The 21,257-nt window shown below is 67.3% G+C and carries 23 protein-coding genes; 7 read left to right on the top strand and 16 right to left on the bottom strand.

Annotated elements, in window-relative coordinates:
* Window positions 1-76: 76 nt before the first annotated feature.
* From ACWDNU_RS15920 to ACWDNU_RS15895, 6 genes are all read right to left on the bottom strand, one after another.
* Window positions 77-343, bottom strand: a complete 267-nt coding sequence (locus ACWDNU_RS15920) for a hypothetical protein (protein WP_449669358.1) — start codon at window positions 341-343, stop codon at window positions 77-79.
* A gap of 90 nt (window positions 344-433) precedes the next feature.
* Complete coding sequence (locus ACWDNU_RS15915) at window positions 434-688, bottom strand: hypothetical protein (protein ID WP_370932984.1); 255 nt, start codon at window positions 686-688, stop codon at window positions 434-436.
* Window positions 689-937: 249 nt separating this feature from the next.
* On the bottom strand, window positions 938-1,384 hold the full coding sequence (locus ACWDNU_RS15910) for a hypothetical protein (RefSeq protein ID WP_449669357.1): 447 nt from the start codon (window positions 1,382-1,384) through the stop codon (window positions 938-940).
* 28 nt (window positions 1,385-1,412) lie between these two features.
* Window positions 1,413-2,804: an amino acid permease gene (locus ACWDNU_RS15905; protein WP_449669356.1), complete on the bottom strand. Its 1,392-nt coding sequence runs from the start codon at window positions 2,802-2,804 to the stop codon at window positions 1,413-1,415.
* Window positions 2,805-2,932: 128 nt separating this feature from the next.
* Window positions 2,933-3,583, bottom strand: a complete 651-nt coding sequence (locus ACWDNU_RS15900) for a hypothetical protein (RefSeq protein ID WP_449669355.1) — start codon at window positions 3,581-3,583, stop codon at window positions 2,933-2,935.
* Between the two features lie 2 nt (window positions 3,584-3,585).
* Entirely contained in the window at window positions 3,586-4,236 is a 651-nt protein-coding gene (locus ACWDNU_RS15895; protein WP_370932978.1) for a hypothetical protein, read from the bottom strand.
* 132 nt (window positions 4,237-4,368) lie between these two features.
* Here ACWDNU_RS15895 and ACWDNU_RS15890 point away from each other — a divergent pair, with 132 nt between their 5' ends.
* Window positions 4,369-4,746 (top strand): nitroreductase family deazaflavin-dependent oxidoreductase, encoded by a 378-nt coding sequence (locus tag ACWDNU_RS15890; protein ID WP_449669354.1) that lies wholly within the window; start codon window positions 4,369-4,371, stop codon window positions 4,744-4,746.
* 8 nt (window positions 4,747-4,754) lie between these two features.
* Window positions 4,755-5,285, top strand: coding sequence for a GNAT family N-acetyltransferase (locus ACWDNU_RS15885; RefSeq protein WP_344287622.1), 531 nt, complete (start codon window positions 4,755-4,757; stop codon window positions 5,283-5,285).
* A gap of 1 nt (window position 5,286) precedes the next feature.
* Here ACWDNU_RS15885 and ACWDNU_RS15880 read toward each other — a convergent pair whose 3' ends face one another.
* The 6 genes from ACWDNU_RS15880 to ACWDNU_RS15855 all read right to left on the bottom strand — a co-directional run bounded on the left by ACWDNU_RS15880 (window position 5,287) and on the right by ACWDNU_RS15855 (window position 10,462).
* Window positions 5,287-5,562: a GlsB/YeaQ/YmgE family stress response membrane protein gene (locus ACWDNU_RS15880; protein ID WP_370932973.1), complete on the bottom strand. Its 276-nt coding sequence runs from the start codon at window positions 5,560-5,562 to the stop codon at window positions 5,287-5,289.
* Between the two features lie 158 nt (window positions 5,563-5,720).
* Window positions 5,721-7,565 carry an acyl-CoA dehydrogenase gene (locus ACWDNU_RS15875; RefSeq protein WP_449669353.1) on the bottom strand — a complete coding sequence of 615 codons (1,845 nt, stop codon included), beginning with the start codon at window positions 7,563-7,565 and terminating at the stop codon, window positions 5,721-5,723.
* Between the two features lie 157 nt (window positions 7,566-7,722).
* Window positions 7,723-8,511: a response regulator transcription factor gene (locus ACWDNU_RS15870; protein WP_344287626.1), complete on the bottom strand. Its 789-nt coding sequence runs from the start codon at window positions 8,509-8,511 to the stop codon at window positions 7,723-7,725.
* Between the two features lie 246 nt (window positions 8,512-8,757).
* Entirely contained in the window at window positions 8,758-9,336 is a 579-nt protein-coding gene (gene mug, locus ACWDNU_RS15865; protein ID WP_449669352.1) for a G/U mismatch-specific DNA glycosylase, read from the bottom strand.
* Window positions 9,337-9,591: 255 nt separating this feature from the next.
* Window positions 9,592-10,233 carry a VanZ family protein gene (locus ACWDNU_RS15860; protein ID WP_370932969.1) on the bottom strand — a complete coding sequence of 214 codons (642 nt, stop codon included), beginning with the start codon at window positions 10,231-10,233 and terminating at the stop codon, window positions 9,592-9,594.
* 103 nt (window positions 10,234-10,336) lie between these two features.
* Window positions 10,337-10,462 carry a hypothetical protein gene (locus ACWDNU_RS15855; protein ID WP_370932968.1) on the bottom strand — a complete coding sequence of 42 codons (126 nt, stop codon included), beginning with the start codon at window positions 10,460-10,462 and terminating at the stop codon, window positions 10,337-10,339.
* Between the two features lie 169 nt (window positions 10,463-10,631).
* Between ACWDNU_RS15855 and ACWDNU_RS15850 the strand changes: the two genes are divergently transcribed.
* On the top strand, window positions 10,632-12,320 hold the full coding sequence (locus tag ACWDNU_RS15850; protein WP_449669351.1) for a bifunctional metallophosphatase/5'-nucleotidase: 1,689 nt from the start codon (window positions 10,632-10,634) through the stop codon (window positions 12,318-12,320).
* An 86-nt stretch (window positions 12,321-12,406) separates the two neighbouring features.
* On the top strand, window positions 12,407-12,748 hold the full coding sequence (locus ACWDNU_RS15845; protein ID WP_370932965.1) for an MmcQ/YjbR family DNA-binding protein: 342 nt from the start codon (window positions 12,407-12,409) through the stop codon (window positions 12,746-12,748).
* Here ACWDNU_RS15845 and ACWDNU_RS15840 read toward each other — a convergent pair.
* From ACWDNU_RS15840 to ACWDNU_RS15830, 3 genes are read right to left on the bottom strand one after another with little or no spacing between them, the layout of a single operon-like run.
* On the bottom strand, window positions 12,738-14,576 hold the full coding sequence (locus ACWDNU_RS15840; RefSeq protein WP_449669350.1) for a VanW family protein: 1,839 nt from the start codon (window positions 14,574-14,576) through the stop codon (window positions 12,738-12,740). The two genes, ACWDNU_RS15845 and ACWDNU_RS15840, sit on opposite strands and share 11 nt — an antisense overlap.
* Window positions 14,577-14,600: 24 nt before the next feature.
* The gene (locus tag ACWDNU_RS15835; protein WP_116199430.1) at window positions 14,601-14,933 is read right to left on the bottom strand and encodes a GroES family chaperonin; all 333 of its coding nucleotides are present in this window, start codon (window positions 14,931-14,933) and stop codon (window positions 14,601-14,603) included.
* Window position 14,934: 1 nt separating this feature from the next.
* A complete protein-coding gene (locus ACWDNU_RS15830) occupies window positions 14,935-16,797 on the bottom strand; it encodes a thioredoxin-like domain-containing protein (protein WP_449669349.1) in 1,863 nt (620 codons plus the stop codon).
* 137 nt (window positions 16,798-16,934) lie between these two features.
* Between ACWDNU_RS15830 and ACWDNU_RS15825 the strand changes: the two genes are divergently transcribed.
* Complete coding sequence (locus ACWDNU_RS15825; protein ID WP_449669348.1) at window positions 16,935-17,507, top strand: hypothetical protein; 573 nt, start codon at window positions 16,935-16,937, stop codon at window positions 17,505-17,507.
* A 51-nt stretch (window positions 17,508-17,558) separates the two neighbouring features.
* Here the strand turns inward: ACWDNU_RS15825 and ACWDNU_RS15820 are convergent, their stop codons facing one another.
* Window positions 17,559-19,862, bottom strand: coding sequence for an oxidoreductase (locus ACWDNU_RS15820; protein WP_370932959.1), 2,304 nt, complete (start codon window positions 19,860-19,862; stop codon window positions 17,559-17,561).
* An 81-nt stretch (window positions 19,863-19,943) separates the two neighbouring features.
* Between ACWDNU_RS15820 and ACWDNU_RS15815 the strand changes: the two genes are divergently transcribed.
* Together ACWDNU_RS15815 and ACWDNU_RS15810 are read left to right on the top strand one after the other, a co-directional pair.
* Complete coding sequence (locus ACWDNU_RS15815) at window positions 19,944-20,651, top strand: hypothetical protein (RefSeq protein WP_449669347.1); 708 nt, start codon at window positions 19,944-19,946, stop codon at window positions 20,649-20,651.
* Window positions 20,652-21,257, top strand: coding sequence for a DUF3558 domain-containing protein (locus ACWDNU_RS15810; protein ID WP_449669346.1), 606 nt, complete (start codon window positions 20,652-20,654; stop codon window positions 21,255-21,257).

The following is a 21,257-nucleotide window of genomic DNA, read 5'->3' as shown; positions in this document are numbered from 1 at the left end:
TGGACCTGGGGCTTTTTCTTACGGACTGAATTCCGCAGTCAAGGCAACCGGGTGAAAGCGGAGATATGCCTTGACTTCACGATCGAGAAGTGGCGCGTGTCAAGGGTTGCCACCCGCGTGATCCCAAGCCGCTCGGCCAGAGCGACCACACACGCATCGGCAGTACCCAGCGGGAGATCGGCGACTTCTCCACAAGGTCGGCTGCCCGCGCGATGTCGGCGAGCATCATCGACTCGACGGTGTAGAGCCCATGAGCGACGTCGCGAAGGAAGTCGGCCTCTGCCGACGCACCGGCGCGCGAGCCGAGCATGTAGCCGATCTCCACGAGCAGCGGCTCCGGCAAGACCAGCGGTTCTAGCGTTGAAGCCAAGAGTTCCGTGGTCGTCCTCGCTCCGGTTGCCCATCGCCACCACGACCCCGGTGTCAACCAGAATCACGCCGACTTGCTCGATCCGCTGCCGAGTTCGCGGCGGGCCACTTCCTTGGCACGCCGACCTAGGTCATGCTCGCCGTCGAACACGCCCACAGTACGAAACTGACGGCGAGGCGGCTCAGCATCCGGCGGAGCTTCCGCCAGTTGACGAAGGGCCGCCAACGCAGCGGACACCCGTTCGTCGGGAACGGCCTCGAGGAGACGACGAGCCTCTTCGCGAGGAACGCCCGGATCCGGGGTTTCGCTAGTCGTCATGCGCCCATCTTAGCCGCAACCATGCGTGACCCCAACGAATGCGAACTGCGCAGCGCTATCTCCGGGCGAGTTTGGGTAGCGTTACGCGAACTCGCCGGCGACGAGTCGGCGCAGCCAGCGAGGGCTCCGCAGGCAAACGCGAGACAGAGAAGCAACCACCGAAGCGGCCGCGCCCGGCGTTTCCATTGGTTGAGGATGATCCTCTCACCCTGCCGAGAAGTCTAAAGCCTACTGTGGACACTCGATGAATCAGCTGCGACGCGCATCCCGCTCGCCGAGCCACGCCTCCCAGTAAGCCTCCTGCTCCTCGACCGTCGCCAGTTGGTCGGCTGGTGCCTCGTCGAAGGTTTCCACGAGGTCGGAGAGGCCAGCACCTTTCCCCGGGTGCATGACGTAGATTCTCCAGCCACCGCCCATGTCTCGGGCCATGCCGCTGGGGTAGGTGTCCAGTCGGGAGCCTTGGACTGCGATGCGCAGGCCCTGAGGCTCCACTTGGCGGCGTAACCGGACGAGGGCTTCGAAAGCGTCCGGGCCGGTCGCGACAACGGGGTCGGTCCCCGGACGTATCGTCAACTCGAGTCGGTAAGCGTCTGATCTGCTGTACGGATCGGTCCAGCAGCGCAGCCTCGCGTCATAACGCTCGTCGCCTTCGATGATCAGCACTGGCCGATCGAGACTGAGCTTCGGGTCCGGCATGGCTCGATTCAAGCAAGAACGCTCCGGACTATCCAGCCTCGGTCATCGCGTCTTCCTTCGCCACCGACGAAGTCGCCCTGCGGTGGAACCAAAACAACCCGCACAACACCGCCAGCCACACCACTCCCACGATCAGCGCCAGGCGGGTGTCTTCCGCGAACGCCATCACCACGAAGATGAACACCATGAACGCCATCGTCAAAACCTGACCCACCGGCCAGAACGGCACCGGGAACTCCCGCGAAGCCTGTTCCCCAGCGGACAGCCGACGGCGGGCTCGGTAGTGCGTCAGCAAAATCATGAACCAAACCCACACCGTCGCGAACGTGCCCACCGACGCGATCAGCAGGAAAGCGCTGTCCGGCAACAGATAGTTCAGCACCACAGCCAGGCTCAGAGCCGCAGCGACCACCAGGACGGTCATCCACGGGATGCCATTGCGCGTAACCCTGGCCATGACCGCGGGGGCTTGGCCGCGCTGAGCCAGGCCGTAGATCATTCGGCCGGCGCCGAAGATGTCGCTGTTGATCGCGGACAACGCTGCCGTCACCACGACGATGTTCAGAACCGTTGCGGCGGAGTGCAATCCAAGACCGGCGAAGATTTGGACGAACGGGCTTCCCGAGGTGCTGATCGTGTTCCACGGGTTCAGCATCATGATGATCGCCAGGGTCGCCACGTAGAAAAGCAAAACCCGGACGGGAACCGTGTTAACCGCCTTCGGCATGGCTGTGCGTGGGTCTTCGGATTCGGCGGCGGTGAGGCCTAGAATCTCCGTGCCGCCGAAGGCGAACATCACCAGGGCGAACGACGCGATGAAACCGCCGATTCCATTGGGGAACCAGCCGCCGTGGGACCATAGGTTGGTGACACCACCCGACGTGCTGCCGAGGCCGAAGATCAGGATCGCCGCGCCGCCCAGGATCATGGCGACGATGGCGACTACCTTGACCAGGGTGAACCAGAATTCCAGTTCACCATAAACCCGTACGCTGACCAGGTTCGCGGCGGCGATGACCAGGATCGTGAGCACTACCCAGATCCACCGGGGCACGTCCGGGAACCAGAATCCCATATACACAGCCAAAGCCGTCACATCGGCGACGCAAACGATCACCATCTCGAACGCATACGTCCAGCCGGTCAGGAAGCCTGCCAGCGGGCCCAAATGCTTCCGCGCGTATTCGCCGAACGAGCCGGGGGCTGGATCGTTGACGGCCATCTCGCCCAAAGCACGCAGGACGAAGAAAATCGCCGCGCCGCCGATGAGATACGCGATCAACACGGACGGGCCCGCTTTGGCGATCGTGTCCGACGAGCCGTAGAACAATCCGGTGCCGATCGCCGAGCCCAAGGCAATGAACCGGATGTGCCTGCCGTTCAACCGGCGGCTCAAACCATCCCCGGACTTCGTCGTCATCGACGGTACCTCCCGAAGCGGCCCGCGGCGTGCGAGCGAGTCGGCACAGTAGAACCGATCCGGCCAGGGCCGCCCAACCAACGACTACCGGAAAGCGTCTGCGATTTCAGACGGTCCACAAAGGACCCTCAGCCTTCCACCAATTCCCACGGCGCACCGGGTTCGGCGCGGTCGAACACCTGGCCCGGCGCGGCGAGCAAGGCCGGCACGACGTCCGGGTACAGCTGCACGACGTGTTCCAGTTCCAAGCCTTCCACCTCGAAATCCTCCGCCTCGGGGACCTCGAAGCCGACGAACAGCCACGTGCCGTCCTGCTCTCGAACAACCTGGCGGACCGCCCGCGACGGCGCCTCGGCGGTCGTGCCGATTTCGGTCAAGCCGGTGCTCAGCTGGACTTCCTCCAGCGGCGAACCGGGATGCCTCCAGGCAGCGATGCGGGCGTCGCGGTGGGCGAGGTCCTCGTCCAGGTCGTCGGAATCCGACACCGAGCTGAGCAGCCAGGTGCGGCGTTCCGGGTCCCAGTCCGCGGCCATCCCGGCGGGCACGTCGGCCAGCGCGACCAGGTGCGGCAGCAGCGCCACCGCCTCGCGCAGGACCATCGCGCCGAACACCTGGCGGTTGACCTCCATGTCCTCTTCGAACTCTGCGCCGTCGCTGATGAACCAGTCGCCGTCGTCGTCGAGGACGACGAAGGCCAGTTTCTCCGGGTGCTCCACCAGTTCGTGCGCGATGATCACCGGGGATTCCGGGTCCTGTCGCAGCGGCCATTCCTCGGACATGTTCACTCCCCGTCGTCGATTACCTGCAACCACTCGGCATCCGGCGCCTCGCGGAAGAACACTTCGCCCGGCTCCGCGTCCAGCAGCTCCACCACGTCCGGGTACAGCTGCGCCACGTGCCCGAGTTCGAGGGTGTCAACCTCGACCTCGGTCTGCTCGTCCGGGTCGGGCACCTCGAAGCCGACGAACATCCACGTGCCGTCTTCTTCCCGGCTCACGTACCGCACGCTGCGGGCCGGAGCGTCCGCCGCGGTGCTGATCTCCATCAACCCCTGGCTGAGGTTCACCTCGTCCATCGGCGACCCGGCGTGCGGCCAAGCGGCCTCGCGGGCCTCCCGGTACGCGCGAGCCTCCTCGTCGTCGCTCGGGACGAGCGGCGAGATCAGCACCCAGGTCCCATTCCCGGCGTCCCACTCCGCACCCATCCCGGCGGGCAGCTCGGCCAGTGCCTTCAGCTGCGGCAGCTTCTCGACGACGTCGTGGAGACACATCGTGGCGAACTGTTCTTCGTCGAGCTCCGGGTCGTCGCCGAACTCCGAACCGTCGCTGACGAACCAGCCCTCCTCGTCGTCGAGAAGCACGTGATCCAGCTTTTCCGGATGCTCGATCAGGCCCCGCGCGACGAGCACCTCCGTGTGCGGTTCTTGCCTCATCCGCCAGTCCTGCGACATACCCGCTCCCCACCTCGCGTTCGGCTGCGGGCCCATCCCACCAGACCCGCTCGGCCAGGTGCACAGCGCGTCTCCGGCAGGAAATTCCACACCTATCGAATTAGGCTCGGCGGCATGGTCCTGCCCGAACGTCTCGCCCGGTTCAACCGCGTGGTCACCAACCGGGTCACGAAACCCTTCGCCGGCAAGCTGCCCGGATTCGGGGTGGTCGTGCACCGCGGACGCAAGTCCGGCCGCGAGTTCCGCACCCCGCTGAACATCTTCCGCACCGACGACGGATTCGTCGTCGCGCTCACCTACGGGCCCGACGCCGATTGGGTCCGCAACGTCCGTGCCGCGGGCGAGGCGGAGGTGATCACGCGCGGCCATAAATACCGCGTGCGTGATCCGGAACTCGTGCATGATGAATCGCGCCGGCCGATGCCGCCCGGGGTGCGGCAGTTCCTCAGACTGGTCGGCGTCACGGATTTCCTTGTGCTTAAACGAGAATAAGGGGCGCGATGCTCACGGGGAAGCTAGTGCGGCTGCGGGCGATCGAACCGTCGGACGCCGAATCGATCTACCGGTGGATTCACGACCCCGCGGTCGGCCAGTACATGACCGGTGATTACCCGCGTTCGCTCGCCCAGTTGCGCAAGCGGGGCGAGGACCGCCCGGTGAACACCTACGAGAATGTCGTGCTCGGCATCGAATCGATCGAGGCGGGCAAGCTGATCGGCGTCGTCGACCTGCGCGACGCGCGCCCAGAGATCGGCCGCGCCGAGCTGGACATCTACATCGGCGAGACCGACCACTGGGACGGCGGATACGGCACTGAGGCGCTGAAACTCATGTGCCGGTACGGATTCAACGTGATGCGGCTGCACCTGATCGCGCTCTGGGTGGTCGCCGAGAACGAGCGCGCGCGGCACGTCTACCGCAAGGTCGGGTTCGTGGAGGACGGCAGGCACCGCGAATGCCATCGCGGGCCCGACGGCCAGTACCACGACATGTACCTGATGAGCCTGCTCGAGCCGGAGCTGAACGACTGAGCTAGCTCTTGACCTGCCGCTTGCCCCACAGGCTCGCGGCGAGCGTCACGCCGATCGCGGCGAGCACGACCTGGGTGATGATCTCCAGCCAGTCGATGCCCTTGGTGTCCGCGTAGCCGAGCCCGCGCGCGATCGCGGTGCCGACGAACGCGGCCACGATGCCGACCAGGATCGTCAGCCAGATCGGGATCGATTGCTTGCCAGGTGCGACCAGCTTGCCGAGCAGGCCGAGGATCAGGCCGATCACGACCGCGCTGATGATGCCGGAAACCGCCATGGCGAACTCCTTCTGCCGAGAGGATCGGGCCCGACCGGTTTAACCCGGAACCCGAGGCGCCAAACCCGGCTTACCGCCCACCTTCGGCCACCGCCACTGGAAGCACGAAAAATGCCCCGGTCCGGGTGCGGACCGGGGCATTTTTCCAGCCAGTGCGATCAGAACGCGGCTTCGTCGATCTCCATCAGCGCGTTGTCCGCGGCCTCCACGATGGCGCGGCGCGAGGTCAGCTCCGGCAGCACGCTCTTCGCGAAGAACGACGCCACCGCCAGCTTGCCCTCGTAGAACGGCTTGTCCTTGGCCGACGCGCCGTTGTCGAGCTTGGCCAGCGCGACCTCGGCTCCCTGCAGCAGCTTCCAGCCGACCAGCAGGTCGCCCACCGACATCAGCAGCCGCACGGTGTGCTGGCCGACCTTGTTGATGTTCTGCGGGTCTTCCTGCGACGAGGTCAGGTAGCCGATCAGCGAGCCCAGCATGGCCTGGGTGTCCTCGAGCGCCTGCTTGAGCAGCGCGCGCTCGTTCTTGAGCCGGCCGTTGCCCGCCTCGGACTCGATGAACTTGGTGATCTCACCGGCCACGAACGCGAGCGCCTGGCCCTTGTCGCGGACGATCTTCCGGAAGAAGAAGTCCAGCGACTGGATGGCCGTGGTGCCCTCGTACAGCGAGTCGATCTTCGCGTCGCGGATGTACTGCTCGATCGGGTAGTCCTGCAGGAAGCCGGAACCGCCCAGGGTCTGCAGCGACTGCACGAGCTGCTCGGTGGCGCGCTCGGAGCCGACGCCCTTGACAATCGGCAGCAGCAGGTCGTTGACGCCGTGCGCCAGCTTCAGGGCCGCTTCGTCACCCTCCCCGGTCCACAGCTGGTCCTGGAAGGACGCGGTGTACAGGTAGATCGCGCGCAGGCCTTCGGCGTACGCCTTCTGCAGCATCAGCGAACGACGCACGTCGGGGTGGTGCGTGATCGTGACGCGCGGCGCGGCCTTGTTCAGCATGTTCGGCAGGTCAGCGCCCTGCACGCGCTCCTTGGCGTACTCCAGCGCGTTCAGGTAACCGGTGGACAGCGTGGCGATCGCCTTGGTGCCGACCATCATCCGGGCGTACTCGATGACCTGGAACATCTGCGCGATGCCGTCGTGCACCTCGCCGAGGAGCCAGCCCTTGGCCGGGGTGCCGTGCTGCCCGAAGGTCAGCTCGCACGTGGTGGACACCTTGATGCCCATCTTGTGCTCGATGTTGGTGACGTAGGCGCCGTTGCGCTCGCCGAGCTCGCCGGTCTTCGAGTCGAAGTGGAACTTCGGGACCAGGAACAGCGACAGGCCCTTGGTGCCCGGCTTGGTCTCGATGCCGGGACCCTCGGGACGGGCCAGCACCAGGTGCATGATGTTCTCGACCATGTCGTTCTCGGCCGAGGTGATGAACCGCTTCACGCCGTCGATGTGCCAGGAGCCGTCCTCCTGCTTGACCGCCTTGGTGCGGCCCGCGCCCACGTCCGAACCGGCGTCCGGCTCGGTGAGCACCATGGTCGCTCCCCAGCCGCGGTCGATCATCAGCTGAGCCCAGTGCTTCTGCTCTTCGGTGCCGTTCTTGTCCACGATCATGGCGAAGTTCGGGCCCGCCAGGTACATGAACAGCGGGGCGTTCGCGCCGAGGATCAACTCGGCCGCGGCCCACTGCACCGTCGGAGGCAGGCCGAAGCCGCCAAGGTCGTTGGTGAGGCCGAGCCGCCACCATTCGCCGTCCATGAGCGCCTTGTAGCTCTTCTTGAACGACTCGGGGATCGTCACGCTGAACGTCTTGGGGTCGTACACCGGCGGGTTGCGGTCCGCGTCGGCGTAGGACTCGGCGAGCGGGCCGGTGGCGAGCTTGTTCAGCTCGGACAAGACGCCGCGGGCGGTCTCCTCGTCCGATTCGGCGAGCACGCCCTTGCCGAGCCGTTCCTGCACGCCGAGTACCTCGAAGAGGTTGAACTCCAGGTCTCGGACGTTGCTCTTGTAGTGGCCCATGTCGTCACTCCGTGTCGTGTTCGGCTTTCCGGCCGGGCACTGGTTCCCTTACTCGCCGGTAACATCAGGATATTACCTACCAGTAACCAGAGCAAGCGAATCCGCCCTTCCAGGGGTGGCAATTCGCTCGGAATGACGGGTCGACCAGGGGTCGGCCTTACCGGGTGCTGCGCGCCACGGCCTCCTGCACCGCCGGGGGACCGGCGCTGTCGTCGAGCTGGGGGACGAGGATGCCGCTGCGGAACGCGATGGTCACCGCGTGTGTCCGGTCGCGAGCGGAAAGCTTGCGGAGAATGCTCTTCACGTGGGTCCGCACGGTTTCCACGGACAGGAAAAGCAGCTTCGCGATCCCGGAGTTCTCCAGCCCTTCGGCGACGAGCTGCAAGACCTGATACTCGCGCCGGGACAGCGGCATGGCGCCCTTGGGCTGCACGAGGTGCCCGTCGACCGGAGCGGCTCTTGGCGACGGTTCGCGCTTGGGCCGCGCGGTGAGCGCGGACAACGCCGGGTCGATGTAACGACGGTCGTGGTGCGCCCGCCGGACCGCCTCGGCGAGCCGCCGGGAATCGACCGCACGCGGCACGATCGCGTGCGCACCCGCGCCGATGGCCGCGGCGAGGTACTGCTGAGTGCGGTTGGTGTCGCGCACGAGGGTGACCAGCACGAGTGCCGGGTCGCCCGCGTTGAGCAGCTTCGCGAGATGGCAGTTGGGGTCGAGCGCGGAGTCGAGGATCACGACGTCCGGACGGACCTGCTCGCACAACTGCATCGCCGCGTGGTGGCTCGCCGCCTGACCGGACCAGTGCAGGCCCAGCGTGCGGTGCACCATCGCCGCGATGCCCTCGCGGAAAATCGGGATGGGGTCGACCACTGCGACTCCCAGGCTTCGACCGCCGGCTGGCTGACCGGCCGACATGGGCGTTCGGTGGGGCTCGATGCCACGCATCTCGGGCCTCCGTCCATCTCGGTCGCTCCCGGTGACTGGCACGCCCCCTCGGCGTGCCCGCCGGTCCCCCCTGCCGGAACCGGCCGGGAACGACACCTTGTCCCTGGTTCGACTCCGCCGAGAGCGGCTTGTGACGCGGTTTCCCCCTCATGGCCGTAACGGCTGGTCGCAGCAAACTCTCAGTAGAAAAGTGCCCCCGAAATGCGGGAGAACGGCGCAGCGAGGGTCCGCCCAAGTGGGTTAGCTCTACTGAGGGTTTAACTGCTCGGGTGAATCTCCGATGACCGCCCGTGCGCGCAGCCGACCGAACTCCTCCGCGAGGGTTTTCGGCGTCCAGTGGGCGTTCAAACCGCTCGGATTGGGCAGCAGCCAGACCTTCGTTGTCCCAATTGTCCGGTCCTGCGGCCCGACGGCGGCGCGGCGATCGCCGAACGCGACGCGGTAAGCGGTGATTCCGACCACTGCAAGCCAGCGCGGGCGGTACTTGCGGACCTTCTTGGCGAGGATCTCGCCGCCTTCGCGGAGTTCGTCGTCGGTCAGCTCGTCGGCGCGGGCGGTGGTTCGGGCTACGACGTTGGTGATGCCGAGGCCCAGGGCGAGGAGCTGGTCTTGTTCGCTCGGGTCCAGCTGGCGAGGGGTGAAGCCGCTGGCGTGCAGCGCTGGCCAGAAGCGGTTGCCGGGCCGGGCGAAGTGGAGGCCGAGCGCGCCGGAGTAGAGGCCGGGGTTGATGCCGCAGAACAGCACGTTCAGGTTGGGGGCCAGGACGTCCGGGATGGTGACTCCGTGCGCGGCGGCTTGTTCGGCCTTGGTGGGTTTCGCGGGCATGGGTTCAGTTTCCGGCACGCTGGGCGGCGGGGCCGAGGCGCTGGGCCGCGACAAACTCCCGGCGCGGGGTAGCCAACCCGGCGCCGGGATCGGTAGCCTGTGTGATCTCTCGCACAACGGCGTCGATGAGGAGAGCACATGCAACTATGGCTAGTGCTCGGCCTAGTAGCACTGATCATCGCCATAGCCTCGCTGATCGTGATCCTGGAAGACCGCCGCGCGGCGCGCCAAGCCGCGATCGCGAGACGAGCCCGGTTAGCGCGTCTTGGCGAGGTCGATCCGCTCGCTCCGGGCAGGCTCCACGCGGAGGGTTGAAGAGATCGGCCGGAGGGCGAGCAGCAGCGCGCCGGCCAGCCAGCCGAATCCGGCCCCGACCGTGTTGGTCATGAGGTCGTCGACGTCGAAAATCCGGTAGACGAACGGCGCGGTCCCGAAGTTCGCGGTGAGCTGGGTGATCTCGACGGCCAGTGAGGCCGCGAAACCGATCGCCACCGCGCCCACCAGGCCGCGGCGCCACAGCACCCGGGCGAAGAAGCCGAGCGGGACGAACAAGAGCACGTTCATCGCGGCCTGCTGGAAGGTCTGTGTGGTGAACCAGTCCGCCGCCGAGAGGCCGTGCTTTACCAGTTCGGTGTGGATGTCCGCGATCCACTGGAACGGCTCCAGTTGCACGGTCTGCTCGAGCCGCCTGCTGTTCGGGCCGGGCAGCGGCAGGAAGACGACCGCCAGCGCCATGCACGCGTAGAACACGACCGCCGCGGTGGTCACCAGGCTGCGCAGCCGCAAACGGCCGTGGCGCGCGAACTGGAGTACGAGCTGCGGGATCAGGATCGTCGCCCATACGGCGAGGAACCCGATGAACCCGTACTGCAGGGCGGTGACCTGTGCGTTCGTCATACCCAGAACGCTATGGATCTTCCCGTGCGCGCACTTCGGTCGAAGAGCCGGACGGTCTGGACCACGGGTCGGCCAGATGGCCGAGTGCTCGCCGACCGATCGGTCAGCGCTCGCGCGAGGGCGGTTCGTCGTCCCGTTCCGCCCGCTCCGAGCGCCAGGCCGCGAAGACGGTGCCCGCGATCAGCAAGACGACCACGCCGAGCACCAGCACGACGAGCTTCAGTTCCATTTGTCCCCCTCGGCACCCAACGCACAGATCGGCGGACGGGGGACGAACGTTACCGAAACTTTCCTCCGCTACCGACCGTTCTGCCCTGGTCAGGACCGTCCGATTTGGGCAGACTGCTTCGCCGGGCGTCCGCATCAGGGGTCAAGCGGGCGCGAACACCGGAGGAAACATGAAGCTCTTCACCCGGCTCGCGGCCACCGCCGCGGCCGCAGTGGCCACCGTGGCCGTCACGAGCGCGCCCGCCGAGGCCGCACAGACCGCTGATGTCCGGATCATCGCGTTCAACGACCTGCACGGAAACCTCGAACCGCCGTCGGGGTCGAGCGGCCGGATCACGCTCCCGGACGGGTCCAAGGTGGACGCGGGCGGCGCGGCCTACCTCGCGACGCACGTCAAGCAACTCGAAGCGCAGGTGCGCAATTCGATGGTGCTGTCCTCGGGCGACAACATCGGCGCGTCGCCGGTGATCTCGGCGCTGTTCCACGACGAACCGACCATGGACTTCCTCAACGAACTCGGCGTGAAGGCGTCCGTGGTGGGCAACCACGAGTTCGACGAGGGCTACCAGGAACTGCTGCGCATGCAGTTCGGCGGCTGCAACAAGACCGACGGCTGCCAGTTCCGCAAGAGTTATGACGGCGCGCGCTTCCCGCTGCTCGGGTCCAATGTGTACTTCGACAACGGGCTGCCCGCGCTGCTGCCGTTCAGCATCCAGTACTCCGGCGGCGTTCCGGTCGGGGTCATCGGCGCGACGCTCAAGGACCTCCCGTCGGTCGTGACGCCGGAAGCCATCAAGGGCCTCAAGTTCGGCGACGAGGTCGAGGCGATCAACCGCACCGCGAACATCCTCGACCGGCTCGGCGTGAAGGCCCAGGTCGTGCTGCTGCACCAGGGCGACGAGGCTTTGCCCGGCGCGGGTCCGAACGACTGCAAGGTCCAGCCGGACGGTGCTGCGGCGACCATCGCGAAGAACGTGACGCCGAAGGTCGACGCGATCTTCACCGCGCACAGCCACCAGCAGTACAACTGCGTCATCAACGACCCGGCCGGCCAGCCGCGTCCGGTGATCCAGGGCGCGTCGTTCGGCCGGCTGCTGTCGGTGGTGGACCTGAAGATCGACCGCCGCACGCGCGACGTCGTCCGGTCGCAGACCAAGGCGCACAACGAGATCGTCACCCGCGACGTCACGCCGGACCCGGCCGTGACGAAGCTCGTCGACGAGGCCAAGACGAAGGCCGCGCCGATCGCGAACAAGCAGGTCGGCACCATTACCGCGGACCTGCCCGCGGCGGGCGGGCCGTCCGGCGAATCGCCGCTCGGCGACGTGATCGCCGACGCTCAGCTCGAAGGGACCAAGTCCAACAACGCCGTGATCGCGATGACGAACCCGGGCGGCATCCGCGCCGACCTGACGTACAAGTCGTCGTCGGCCGGTGAAGGCGACGGCGTCGTGACCTACGGCGAGGCGTTCACCGTGCAGCCGTTCTCGAACATCATGCAGACGATCACGCTCACCGGCGCGAACCTGAAGAGCGTGCTGGAACAGCAGTGGGGCCAGCCGGGCGGCACCAAGATCCTGCAGATCTCGAAGTCGCTGCACTACACGTACTCGGCGGCGGCTCCGGTCGGCTCGCGGGTTTCGAACATCACGGTCAACGGCACGGCGGTCGACCCGGCGGCCAAGTACCGGGTGTCGGTGAACAACTTCCTCGCCGCTGGCGGGGACGGGTTCACCGAGTTCAAGAAGGGCACCGACCTGGCTGGCGGGCCGGTGGACCTGGACGCGTTCATCGCCTACCTCGGCGCGCACCCGGGCATCGCTCCGCCGCCCGCGGACCGGATCACCGCGACTCCGTAACTCAGTAGCTCCGCAAGGAGCCCTCGCCCACCCCGGGCGGGGGCTCCTCTCGTTTCTCCAAGACAGCGCGGCGAAGGCGGGGCACGATGGTCGGCATGACGATGACCTGGGACGACGTGACCGCGTGGGCGCAGGAGGAGCTGGCCGAGACCGAGGTGGCGACCTGGTACCGCACGCCCGCGCTGAAGGTGGCGGGCAAGGGTTACGCGCGGCTGCGCAGCGAGGCCGAGGGCGGGCTGGTGCTGTTCGTCGGCCTCGACGAGAAGGCCGCGCTGCTCGCATCGGGTGATCCGGCGTTCTTCACCACGCCGCACTACGACGGTCACGGCTCGATCCTCGTGGACCTCGACCGCGTCGATCCGCAGCAGCTGCGGGAGCTGCTCACCGAGTCGTGGCGGTCGAAAGCCCCGGCCCGGCTCAGCAAATGACGATCGGCTGCGGCGAGTACGTCGTGCTGCGGCTTTCCTCGCGGACCTCACCGCCGCTGGCCAGGTCGTAGAACACCCGGGTGTCGCTGACCGTGAACCCGGACGCGCCCGGCGAGGCGTGACACTGGCCGTCCGGACCAGGCCCGAGCTGAACCGGCGGCGACACCTGATTCGACGGCGCGCCGCTGCGGCCTTCGACCCGGAAGTGCTTGGTACCCCAGATCTTCACTGTCACCGACCCGCCGCTGGCGCTCGCCTGGATCGCGAATCCGGTCGGATCGTTGTTGGCCAGCTTGAGGTCCACGGCGTTGCCCGAGCTGTCCACCGCCACCGCGTCGCGGCCCGCCGGGTAGCGGTTGATGAAGTGGTCGTGCGCCGCGTGGCCGCCGTCGCCGAGGCCGGCCAGGTAAGCCGCGTTGTACAAAGTGGACGAAAGCTGCGACAGGCCGCCGCCGGATACCGCCGGGCCGGTGCCGTCCTCGTCGACCGGCGCGGACGCGTAACCGCCGCCGCGATAGTCGTTGAGGCTGAACGATTCTCCCGGTTTCACGATGACGCCGTTGATGCGTCCGGCGAGCGTGGCGACGTTGTCCGCGGCCGGTCCGCTGAGCCCGCCGGTGGTGTACTCGCCGATGACCTCCTTGACGCCCAGCGCGTTCGCACCGTCGGTGGTCAGCGTCGGGTGTTTCTGGTCGTAGGCGACCGGCAGATCGCGGCCGGACGGCTTCGCGAGCACGTCGGTGAGGGATTTGAAAGTGTTGGCCCAGTTGATCTTTCGCCCGTCTTCGGACGGCGTGACGGTCGGGACACCGGAGTCGAGGCTGATCTGCGCGTCCTTGCTGTTCGTCTCGGTGGACGCCAGGTCCGGCTGGACGGCCTTGCGCAGTTTCTCCTGATCGATCCGCAGTTCGAGACCGCCGCCGCCGTTCGGCTGGAACTGGAACGACGACGCGATCGCCGATGGCTGCAGCGTGCTGTCCTTGCCCTGCCCGTGCAGCACGACCGGCGAGGCGACCGCGGGCGCGACCACGGTGTCCAGCAAGCGGTGCACGTCGGCGGAGGTGGTCTTGGCCGGGGTCACGGCCATCTTCAGCGTGACCCCGCGCGGCGAAAGCCAGTCCGCCACCACGGTTTGCACAGCGGCCGGGACGTCGGCCAGCTCCTGGCCCTGCCGCGGCTCGACCGCGTACGCGGTGACGCCGTCCGATTCCTTCGGCGTGAACCCGATGCTGCCCTCGACCAGCGGATGGTTGAGCTGCTTCCCGGCGAGCTGCTGTACCGCATCGGTCACCTCGAGCTGGTCGCTGCGCGTCACGACGCCCACCTCGCGGGTGGTGAAGAAAGACAGCAGCCGCGTGACCGGGCTCCACGGCTGATGCCCGGCCTGGGCGAGCGTGCCCGGCCAATCGAGGCCGAGGCCGGAGTCCGCGGGCACGAGTGTCCCGGTGACGTCACCGGCGTGGATCGCCACCGGACGGGTCAGCCGGGGCTGGAGTTCGCTGTGCAGCTTGGCTTCGGCCTCGGCGTAGGACAGGTCGCCGACGTCGATGCCCGCCACCTGCACGCCGCGCGGCACGTCGCCGGCGCTGGTCATCAGGTCGATCGTGTAGAGCAGCACGAACAGCCCGAGCAGACAGCCGACGATCATGAACGTGCGGCCGACACGTTTGCGGAAACGGCGGAAGGGCGTGTCCGGCGGCGGGGGCGCGTCGGCCACCGCGAAGATCTCCGTGGCCAGATCGGATTCGCTGGCCAGGGCGGGGTCGTCCAGCAGCTCGTCGCTCAGCAGGTCGTCGGCGAAAGCCGACGAACGGTCTTCTTCACGCAACGCCTGCCTCCCCTGGTACGGGAGCTACAGGTACAGCCCCGTGCCGTGTTCGGTCCGCTCCGTGGCCACCGCGTGGATGTCGCGTTCGCGCATCACCAGGTGGCCTTCGCCCTGGATCTCGACCTCGAGCTGGTCCTCCGGATTGAAGAGCACCCGGTCGCCGTGCTTGACGTTCCGCACGCTGTTGCCGACACCCAGTACATCACCCCAAACCAGCCTGCGCGCGACTTGCGCGGTGGCGGGAATCACGATGCCGCCGCTGCTGCGACGCTCGCCTTCCTCCTGCGACAACCGCACGAGGACGCGGTCGTGCAGCATCTGGATCTCGAGCTTCGGCGTGTCCGGCACGCCGGCCATGCTACTGACCGGTTGCCGCAGCCTTGGGCTCGCCCGCCATCATCAGGCTCAGCGCCTTCCCTCCTCCGCTCTCGAAACGCACCGGGACGCCCCAGTCCTGCCGGGTGATCCGGCACGCCGGGTGCTCGCCGCCGTCGTCGCAGCTCGCGGCCTGCGCCACTACCTGCAACACACCTTCGGTCGCGCCTTCGGCGAACTTGATACGCCGCACGAGGTCAGTTCCGACCCCGGCTCCGTCGGCGAGCAGTTCCGGCGGCGACGCGGTGATCTCCAGCCGCGTCGACGGCCCGTAGCGCTCGTCGAGCTTTTCGCCGGGCGGCGGGGTGAAGACGACGGAAAACTCGACCTCGCCGGGCGCGAGCACGGTCGGCGGACGCTGTACGGCTTGGCGCTTGCCTGCCACGGCGGACGCCTGGCCATTGCCCCCGAGCGGGGTAACCCGGTTGCCCGCCGACTCCACGACGTACAGCTCGCCGTCGTGGCGCACCAGTCCTTGCGGTTCGGCGAACCCGGTCGCGAGCGTCGTGACGTCGCGGGTGAACGGGTCATAGCGGCGGATCGCGCCGTTGTAGGTGTCGGCGATCGCGACCCGGCCGTCGGACAGCACGGCGAGCCCGAGCGGATGCTGCAGCAGCGCCTGGTCGGACGGGCCGTCGGCGTGGCCGAAGGTGAACAGGTCCGTGCCGACCGCGGTGTGCACGGCGAACGACTCGCCCGCCGGTTCGATCCAGCGCAGGGCGGAGGTTTCCGCGTCGACGAACCACAGTTTCTGCCCGTCCACGGCGAATCCGGACGGCTGGGCGAAGAACGCCTCGTGCACGTCGCCGTCGCGCAGGCCCTCGACGGTGGTGCCGGCGAACCGGCGGATGGTGCCCGAGGCCGGGTCGAACACGCTCAGCGTGTGGTTTCCGGCCATCGCGACGACGACACCGCCCGCGGGGGCCCACCACGTGACGTCCCAGGGGCTGGTGAGGTCGATGTCCAGCGCTTTGCCGGTGTCGGTGCCGTCGCGCCACTGTTTCCCGGTTCCGGCAACGGTTTTCACCTCGCCGGTGTTGAGGTCCAGGCCGCGCAGGCGGTGCCCGGCGGTGTCGGCGACGATCGCGTGATACCCGGCGCGCTCGGCGACTTCGTTGGGCAGCAAGGCGATCCCGGCCGGTTCGGCGAACTGCGCCAGGTCGAACGGCCCGTCCTGCGTCCCGCGAACGCCGCTGCCGAAGCGGCGGATGACGGTCTCGCCGTCGGAAGCGAACTCGACGATCGAGTGATGTCCGGTGTCCGCCACCAGAATCCGGCCACCAGCGGTGACGACGGCCTTGCTGGGGAACCGCAGTTCGGTGCGCTGCTCCTCGACCGGCACGTACGGGCTACCGCCGCGCCGGAGCGTGCCCTTCGCCTCATGCTTGGCGACGAGGTCGGCGATCACGCGGCGTAGCGCCTCGCCATGGCCCTCACCGGCCGCGACGTGCACGACGTACCCCTCAGGGTCCACGACGACCAGCGTCGGCCACGCCCGCACGGCGTACTGCGACCACAGCTCCATCTTCGGGTCGTTGACCACGGGATGGTGCACCTCGTACCGGCGCACCGCGGCCTCGATCGACGTGCGCTCGCCCTCGCGGCTGAACTTCGGCGAGTGCACCCCCACCGTGACCAGGACATCCGCGAATTCCTGTTCCAGCGGACGCAGTTCGTCGAGAACGTGCAGGCAGTTGATGCAGCCGCTGGTCCAGAAGTCCAGCAGCACCACGCGTCCGCGCAGTTCCGCCAGAGTGAGCCGGCGTCCGCCGGTGTTGAGCCAGACGTCGCCGGTCAGCTCGGGCGCGCGTACGCGAGCTTGCCGGGCTTGCGGTGAGGAAGTCACGGGAGGAGTGAACTACATCCGGTCACTCGGTGTTCCGTCAACCACGGCCGGAGAGAAGAACCTCACCCCGGCGAGGGAGCCCATTCCGGGCAAAAAAGGGCGCGCGGACGCGGCCGGGCGCTACGTACGCTTCGGGCATGGCACCCGTTCAGCCGGCCGAAGCCTTCACCGTGGAGGAGGCCCGCATCCTGCAGCAGAATCTCGGCGAGCCCTTGCGGCCTGGCCTCACGCCCGCCGAACTGAGCGACGTCGAGGACCAGTTCGGCTTCGCCTTTTCCGACGACCACCGGATTTTCCTCACCGCGGGCGTCCCGATCGGCGACCGCTGGCCGGATTGGCGCCACGGCGACCCGGACCAGCTGCGCAAACGCCTCGACTGGCCAGTCGACGGCGTCCTGTACGACGTGGAGAACAACGACCTGTGGCTGCCCGAATGGGGCACCCGGCCGCGGTCGATGTGCAACGCGCTGGCAGTCGCGCGACGACACCTGGCGACGGTGCCGCAGCTGGTGCCGGTATGCGGGCATCGGTATCTGCCCGCGACGCCTGGAGAGTCCGGGTATCCGGTCTTGTCGGTGTATCAGACCGATGTGGTCTATTACGGCTGGGACCTGCGCAGCTACCTGCGACACGAGTTCGGCGGAGAGCCGCTGGGAGAGGAACCGGCGGGCGTCCGGATCGTGGAATTCTGGTCGCGGTTCGTGGAATGAGCTTGTGTCTTTGGCGCCGGCTCCGCCGTCGCCAAAGACACAGCCAAAAACTCAAGACTCCCGGCGCAGCATTCGGCTGACACCCGCCGCGACCGTGGTCGCGAGGATCCAGCCGGACGCGGTGAACCCGGCCGCCACCCAGTTGTCGGCGCCGTGCATGTACCAGCGCGACTTGTTGCCGAAGTCGACGATCGGCACCAGCAGGTCTGCGGTGTAGATGACCGGGTTCCACTGCAGCCCGGAGTCTTGCTGGTTGACGAGGCACCGCGGGCCGCTGGTCATGTAGCGGCCGGTGTGGTCGTTGACGCAGTCGTCCTTGCCGAGGCCGAACCACAGGCTGCCGAGCACCAGGAGGGTGAGCAGCCAGCCGAGCGCGCGCACCGGGCGGAAGCCGTAGCCGACCATCGACCGCTGCAGCCAGCTCCATAGCCGGACGCCGGGGCCGAAGAACTTGAAGCCCTTGGCGAGCGCTTCGTAGCGGAACTGCTGCTTCCGCAGGGCGACCGTCGAGGCGTGCTCTTCGTTTCCGGCTGCGCGCAGGGTCGCGGCCAGCTGGTCGTACGGCCCTGGGCGGTAGCCGCGCATTGCCTTGCGGAGCAGGTCGATCCGGTGATCTAGTGCGTTGTCATCGTCGAGGGCGATGCCGTGTTTCAGTGCGTCGTAACGGAAGTCTTCGAGTTCGAGACCGTCGGTGGCTTTCCAGATCTCCTCGTTGTCAGCCAGCGCGCCGCAATGCGCCCGGCGGAGACGTACCGATCCTGTCGGCGGCTCGGCGGGGGACAGGACGAACTCGTCCGCGGTGACGTCACTGGCGTCGAGCGCGATGTCGTGCGGGGCAAGAGATCCGAGCTTCGCGCCGTTCATGTCGAGCCGCCGGGCGATCTGCGCCCCGTCGAGATTCACACCGCCCTCAGCCAGGAACGGACGGTCCTTGTCCTCAGTCAGGACGACGTCGCGGCCGATCCGCGCGGTGCGGATGTCGAGGGAGAAACTGCTCGATTTCCGTTGCCCTGGCTCGGTGAGCAACGTGCCGAACATGTTCACGCTGCCGCCGATTTCCGCGCCTTGCAGCCTGAGCGTGCCCTGCAAGGTGGCGTCGGTCAGCTGGAAATTGCCGGAGATTTTGGCTCTGCGGGCCGAAAACACGTCACGCCCGGGGTGGAGGAACATCGAATTCCAGGCGAGGAAGTTGCCGCCGACCGTGACGTCCGCGAGCCGCAGCTGCCCGATCGGCACCCGGAGATTGGTGGCCTCGATGTCACCGCCGATCGTGGACCCGTCGAGGTGCAGCGCGCGGTCGTAGTACGGCGTCGCGCGGCCGCGCACCATGGTGATCTCCGCGCCCGCGAGCCTGAGCGACCCGCCGATGCGCGCGTTGACCATGCGCAGCGTGCCGAATGCCCTTAGCCCGTCGGACAGTTCGAGATTTCCGTCCACTTTGAGCCGGTCCGCGACCAACGCCGGTCGCGGATCAAGGTACGGATCCCCGGATTTCCAAGCGTCCACGGCGATCGGCCCGCGCTGGTCCACTTGAAGCCGCGCCTCGCGCATGACGATGTCACTGTCCACAGTGGCGCTGGGAAGATAGAGAACACCCTTGGCGGAGAACCTTTTCCGCTCACTGGCAGGCCCGTAGTTGTCGACCTCGCACAGCAGACTGCCGCCGATGTGCAACCCGTTCCCGTTGAACGCGAAGCCATCCGGATTGTCGAACGTGGCCCCCGAGAAGTTGACGTTACCGCCGGTCCGCATGCCCGGCAGCCGCACCTCGCCCTTGGCGACCATCCGATATGCCAGCAGCGCACCGGTAATCACCAGGCGGTCGCCCTGAATCGCCTTGCCGTGCGGATGGCTGATGGTCGTCCTGGTGAGCACGACGGACCCGTCGATCACCGCGTCGGTGAGATTGACCGCCGCATTGGGCATCCCGCGCTCACGATCGTCCCCGCGCTGCACGGTGGTGGTCTCGAGCTCGAATTGATCCGCCGCGATTTCCACGACACTGCGAACCAGCCGCACGTCATTCCGGCTGCGCAAATTGCGCGCCCTTAGTCCGGGAAGCCAGCATTTGCGGAAAACGAGCCCGAGAAGCGTCGCCTCACGCACGTCCGGCGGATGCTCGAAGCGGCAGCGCTCGAATTGAAAGAGAAAATTGAGGTCGGCGGCGCGGAGGTCGAGCGTGCCGGTGATGTAGGCGTCCTCGACCTGGACGATCGGCGCGTTCGTGGCCTGCCGTCTCCAGCGGAGGATGCCACTGGTACCAGGTTTGAGCAGGTCCGCGGCCTTCACCTCGTACCGTTTGTCGGGAACCCCGGCAAACGGATCAAGCGGCGGCAAGGTCGTATCGGTCGGCACGAGCCCCTTCTCCCCACGATCGTTCGGTCCTCAGGGAATCGGATCAACGGCGGATGAGCAAGGGGCCGGGTGGAGTAGTGCGTGTTCGTGCTGATGGTTGGTCACTTTGCGCGCGCGGACGACTACGTGATCGATTCACGGCACCGGACGATCTTGCCCGAACATCCCCTCGTGGGCGGTTCGTGCCTGCTATGGTCACGTCCCGGAGCTGATCAAGAACAGAGGGTAGGCCGCACCCAGGAAGCCGCGGCCCGTGCGGGGAGGCACGACATGCCAGACGGAACGAACAGCGGGCTGCAGGGCGTCCAGAACCAGATCATCTCGACCGCCCCGACCGCGCCGCCGCCCGGATCCGGGTTGATCCCGGGAGCCAACGCGGCCGCGCCGCCGCCTCCACCGCCGCCGCCCCCGCCGAATTTCGGAGCTCTGGGGTCGGGCCAGGCCAAAGCGGACTTCGCGGCGGCCGCGTCCAACGGCGGCTGGGAATTCAACCCCGAGGCGATGGACAAGGTGATCCAGCAGCTCGAGGACAGCTTGGACAACGAGTACGCGCGGGCCCGGACCATCGCGATTCAGTTCGCGCAGCTCGGCCAGCCGGGTTCGGACACCGTCACGACGGAATACTCGAAGGCGGCGGACCGCGCCACCACCGCGTACAACGAATTTCTTCGCGGCACGGTCGATTACCTGGATTCGTATGTCCAAACCCTGAAAGATATCCGAACCGCGTACGTGAAGCAGGACCACGCCGCGATCGACGCGCTGCGCGGAACCCGAAAGGTCGACTGAATGCGAATTCGTAGCGTCTGCCAGCTCGTACTCGCCGGCGCGAGCGCGACACTGCTGACCGCTTGCGGAGGAGGCTCGACCGGAGGGCAGCCGACGCCGGCACCAGCCAGTTCGCAGCCGTCGGAGGCCATGCTGGCCCCGAAGGTCGCCGTGCCGCTGACCAACACCGCCCAGTACGAGGCGGATCCCTGCTCCGCTCTCCCGACTTCTGAGGTGGAAAAGGCAGGCGGCAAGGTCAAAAGCAGCTCTGTCGCTCAATCGATCGTCGGCAAATCCTGCCAATGGACGTTCGATGGAAGCGGCGGCAACGTGAGCGCCGGCTTCTTCTCGGGCAACAAGCGCGGTCTCAACAGCCTCTACCTGGAGAACCAAGCTGGCAGGCTGACCACTTTCAAGCCGCACGCGCCGGTGCTGGGTTATCCGTCGGTCGTCTACAGCAAGGGCGACGAGGGGACCGGATCGTGCGCGCTGGCAGTGGGGGTGCGCGACGACCTCACCTACACCGTCAACACCCAGCTGCGGTCGGGAAGCCCCGCGGTCGCCGACCCGTGCGGGCTGGCGGAGAAGCTGGCTGCCGCCGAGATCACTCGCCTGAAGGCAGGGTGA

The organism is Amycolatopsis sp. NPDC003676, assembly GCF_053587275.1.
The sequence above is the reverse complement of the archived record's forward strand: the minus strand, read 5'-3'. Positions and strand labels throughout refer to the sequence as shown.

What these genes read in the sequence shown, in the direction of transcription:
- ACWDNU_RS15915 (WP_370932984.1), bottom strand. Translation starts at nt 688, where the DNA reads ATGACGACTAGCGAAACCCCGGATCCGGGCGTTCCTCGCGAAGAGGCT.
- ACWDNU_RS15910 (WP_449669357.1), bottom strand. Translation starts at nt 1,384, where the DNA reads ATGCCGGACCCGAAGCTCAGTCTCGATCGGCCAGTGCTGATCATCGAA.
- ACWDNU_RS15905 (WP_449669356.1), bottom strand. Translation starts at nt 2,804, where the DNA reads ATGACGACGAAGTCCGGGGATGGTTTGAGCCGCCGGTTGAACGGCAGG.
- ACWDNU_RS15900 (WP_449669355.1), bottom strand. Translation starts at nt 3,583, where the DNA reads ATGTCCGAGGAATGGCCGCTGCGACAGGACCCGGAATCCCCGGTGATC.
- ACWDNU_RS15895 (WP_370932978.1), bottom strand. Translation starts at nt 4,236, where the DNA reads ATGAGGCAAGAACCGCACACGGAGGTGCTCGTCGCGCGGGGCCTGATC.
- ACWDNU_RS15890 (WP_449669354.1), top strand. Translation starts at nt 4,369, where the DNA reads ATGGTCCTGCCCGAACGTCTCGCCCGGTTCAACCGCGTGGTCACCAAC.
- ACWDNU_RS15885 (WP_344287622.1), top strand. Translation starts at nt 4,755, where the DNA reads ATGCTCACGGGGAAGCTAGTGCGGCTGCGGGCGATCGAACCGTCGGAC.
- ACWDNU_RS15880 (WP_370932973.1), bottom strand. Translation starts at nt 5,562, where the DNA reads ATGGCGGTTTCCGGCATCATCAGCGCGGTCGTGATCGGCCTGATCCTC.
- ACWDNU_RS15875 (WP_449669353.1), bottom strand. Translation starts at nt 7,565, where the DNA reads ATGGGCCACTACAAGAGCAACGTCCGAGACCTGGAGTTCAACCTCTTC.
- ACWDNU_RS15870 (WP_344287626.1), bottom strand. Translation starts at nt 8,511, where the DNA reads ATGCGTGGCATCGAGCCCCACCGAACGCCCATGTCGGCCGGTCAGCCA.
- mug (WP_449669352.1), bottom strand. Translation starts at nt 9,336, where the DNA reads ATGCCCGCGAAACCCACCAAGGCCGAACAAGCCGCCGCGCACGGAGTC.
- ACWDNU_RS15860 (WP_370932969.1), bottom strand. Translation starts at nt 10,233, where the DNA reads ATGACGAACGCACAGGTCACCGCCCTGCAGTACGGGTTCATCGGGTTC.
- ACWDNU_RS15855 (WP_370932968.1), bottom strand. Translation starts at nt 10,462, where the DNA reads ATGGAACTGAAGCTCGTCGTGCTGGTGCTCGGCGTGGTCGTCTTGCTG.
- ACWDNU_RS15850 (WP_449669351.1), top strand. Translation starts at nt 10,632, where the DNA reads ATGAAGCTCTTCACCCGGCTCGCGGCCACCGCCGCGGCCGCAGTGGCC.
- ACWDNU_RS15845 (WP_370932965.1), top strand. Translation starts at nt 12,407, where the DNA reads ATGGTCGGCATGACGATGACCTGGGACGACGTGACCGCGTGGGCGCAG.
- ACWDNU_RS15835 (WP_116199430.1), bottom strand. Translation starts at nt 14,933, where the DNA reads ATGGCCGGCGTGCCGGACACGCCGAAGCTCGAGATCCAGATGCTGCAC.
- ACWDNU_RS15825 (WP_449669348.1), top strand. Translation starts at nt 16,935, where the DNA reads ATGGCACCCGTTCAGCCGGCCGAAGCCTTCACCGTGGAGGAGGCCCGC.
- ACWDNU_RS15810 (WP_449669346.1), top strand. Translation starts at nt 20,652, where the DNA reads ATGCGAATTCGTAGCGTCTGCCAGCTCGTACTCGCCGGCGCGAGCGCG.